The sequence below is a fragment of the Sphingomonas sp. genome (genome assembly GCF_035490575.1).
Taxonomy (GTDB): domain Bacteria; phylum Pseudomonadota; class Alphaproteobacteria; order Sphingomonadales; family Sphingomonadaceae; genus Sphingomonas.
Window position 1 is genome coordinate 1 of the sequence record NZ_DATJLI010000097.1, and the last position, 2,923, is coordinate 2,923.

The 2,923-nt window shown below is 67.6% G+C and carries 2 protein-coding genes; one reads left to right on the plus strand and one right to left on the minus strand.

All coding sequences use genetic code 11. The features are described from left to right. On the plus strand, positions 1-970 hold a 970-nt coding region (locus VL973_RS07320), incomplete at its 5' end, for a peptide MFS transporter (RefSeq protein WP_325283371.1). A gap of 35 nt (positions 971-1,005) precedes the next feature. Here the strand turns inward: VL973_RS07320 and VL973_RS07325 are convergent. Beyond that, a complete protein-coding gene (locus VL973_RS07325) occupies positions 1,006-2,751 on the minus strand; it encodes an amidohydrolase (RefSeq protein ID WP_325283372.1) in 1,746 nt (581 codons plus the stop codon). Positions 2,752-2,923: the final 172 nt, after the last annotated feature.

Sequence of the window (2,923 nt, forward strand, 5' to 3'; positions counted from 1 at the left end):
GGGCCTGATCGTGTTCGCGCTCGGCAAGCCGTTGCTGCTGGGCCGGGCCGAACCGCCCGCGCCGCTTACCCGCCGGCGCGAATGGTCGCTCTATGGCATCGGCGTCGCGTCGATCGCGATCATCTGGGCACTGATCCAGTATCAGGACGTGATCCAGACGCTGCTGATGATCTCCGGCGTCGCGCTGCTCGGCTATGTGCTGTTCGAATCGTTCAAGCTGGAACCCCACGCCCGCGACCGCATGTTCGCCATCCTGTTCCTGATCGCGCTCAACCCGGTATTCTGGGGCCTGTTCGAACAGGCGGGCGGATCGCTGAACCTGTATACCGACCGCTATGTCGATCGTGGCGGCGTGCCGGCATCGTTGTTCCAGTCGATCAACCCGATCTACATCGTGCTGCTCGGCCCGATCTTCGCCGCTGTCTGGGTGGGCCTTGGCAAGCGACGGATCGAGCCGTCGGCGCCCGCCAAGTTCGGCATCGCGCTGGTGCTGGTCGCGCTCAGCTTCCTCGTCTTCGTCTGGGGCGCGCGCGCGGTCGGCCCGGCGGTCGCGACGCCGGTGCTGTTTGTGTTCCTGATCTATTTCTTCCAGACCGCGGGCGAGCTTTGCCTGTCGCCGGTCGGGTTGTCGGCAATGAACCGGCTGGCGCCCCGGCATCTGGCCAGCCTCATCATGGGCGCGTGGTTCTACATGACCGCTGTCGGCAATTTCGTCGCGGGCAAGATCGGGGAAGCGACCGGCGGCCATGGCGGCGAAATGACCAAGGAAGGCACGCTTCAGGTCTATTCGACCATCGGCTGGTGGACGCTGGGCATCGCCGCTGTCGTGCTGCTGCTGTCGCCGATCGTCACGCGCTGGATGCACCTCGACACGCTCAGCGATGACGAAGATCATGCAATGGCGGGCGAAGGCGAGCTGGCCGAACCGGCGGCGGCGGGCACGCGCACCACGGGTGAGACAAAAGCGTAACGTCGGAACGGGGCGGGGTGCGGCCCCCGCCCCGCTTAACGACCCGGTTCGATATAGGGCCGCACCGGCGCGGCGCCCCCTTCGGGCACCTCGATTTCCTTTTGCCCGCGCGCCCACACCTTCTCGCCATTGACCCAGGTTTCGATGACCTGGGTCTGGCGCAGCTCGGTCGGGCTGACCATGCTGGGGTCGCGGTCGACCACGACGAAATCGGCGCGCATCCCCTCGGCAATGCGGCCCAGCTTGCGCTCGGCAAAGCCGGCATAGGCAGCGTCGATGGTGAAGGCGCGCCATGCCCCCTCGCGGCTCAGCGCTTCTTCGGGACGCCATCCGCCAAAGGGCTGCCCGTCCCCGTCCTGTCGGGTGAACCCCGCCGCCCAGCCGACGAACGGATTGGGCTTTTCGACCGGATAGTCGGAGCCGAACACCACCCGCGCGCCGGTGGCGGCAATGGATTTCCATGCATAGGCGCCGCCAAGGCGCTGCGGTCCCAGCCGCGTTTCCGCCATCACGCGGTCGCTGGTCTGGTGCACCGGCTGCATCGACGCGATCACGCCGTTGCGGCCAAAGCCGGGCAGGTCGGCGGGGTCGACGATCTGGGCATGTTCGATGCGCCAGCGCCGGTCGCCGGTATAGCTGGTCGACAATTCCTCGATCGCCGACAGCACCTCGGCATTGGCGCGGTCGCCGATCGCGTGGACGGCCAGCTGATAGCCGTCCATCGCGCCCCGGCTCATCTGGTTGAGCAACTGGGTATCGTTCTGCAGCGGCAGGCCGGTCTGTTCGGGCGCATCGGCATAGGGCGCCTTCAGCCACGCCCCGCGCGATCCCAGCGCACCGTCCAGATACAGCTTGATCCCACCCATCCGCAGCCGGTCGTTATACAGCCACGGCGTCGGCCCGCTGACGCCGACCCGCACCGCCGTCTCGACCGAGTTGGCATAGCTCATGATGTGGATACGCAGCAGGTTGCGGTCGCCCATGTAGCGATAGGTCAGCCAGTCATCCAGGCTGGTGCCCATGTCGGCGGTAGCGGTGATGCCGCTGGACAGCAGCAGCTTCTGCGCTTCCAGAAACGCGGCGTTCCGGTCGCGGGGCGCAGGCGGCGGCACCGCCTTTGCCACCAATTGCATCGCCGCATCGACGAACACGCCCGACGGCGCGCCGCCCGCGCCCTTTTCGATGCGCCCGCCGGTCGGTGCGGCGGTCTTGGCCGTCACGCCCGCCGCCTTCATCGCCGCCGAATTGGCCCAGGCGGCGTGACCGTCGACGCGTTCCAGCCACACCGGCTTGCCCGGCACGATGGCGTCGAGTTCGGCCGCCGTCGGGAACCGGCCCAGTCCCCAGCGTTCCTGGTTCCACCCGCCGCCGGTGATCCACGGGCGGTTGGGGTTGGCGGCGGCATAGGCGGCGATCCTGGCCTTCGCTTCCTCGAAACTGGTCGTGTCCGAGAGGTCGAGCGACAGCGCCTTGAACCCCAGCTCCATGAAATGGCCATGCGCGTCGATCATGCCGGGAATGACCACGCGCCCCTTCATGTCGGTGCGCCAGTCGAGCTTTTCGGGTCGCTTGTCGCGGCGGCCCAGCACGCGGGTGATCGTCCCGCTCTTGTCGATCAGGATGCCGGTGAAGCGCTCCACCCGTCCCTTTTCGTCCAAGGTCACGCCGTCGACATTGTCGATCAGCCCGTCGGCCCATGCCGGAGCGGCCAGCGCGACGGTCGATAGCGACAAAAGGGCGGCGAGGCGCACTCGCATCGCGCGCGTGTTGAGAAGCTGCATGGCCGTGCCATAAGATGCCGACAGGTTTTTGGCGAGGGTATGATGCGGACCGTGTTGATGCTGGGACTGACGGCGGTGCTGGCGGGCTGTGGCGATCCGCCCGCCCCGCAAGCGGAACCGGCTGCGAATATCGCCGCGCCCACACCCGCGCCCTCTCCCACCCCGACCGCGC

Excerpts from the sequence above, each read along its gene's own strand:
- VL973_RS07325 (WP_325283372.1), bottom strand. The coding sequence starts at position 2,751 with ATGCAGCTTCTCAACACGCGCGCGATGCGAGTGCGCCTCGCCGCCCTT.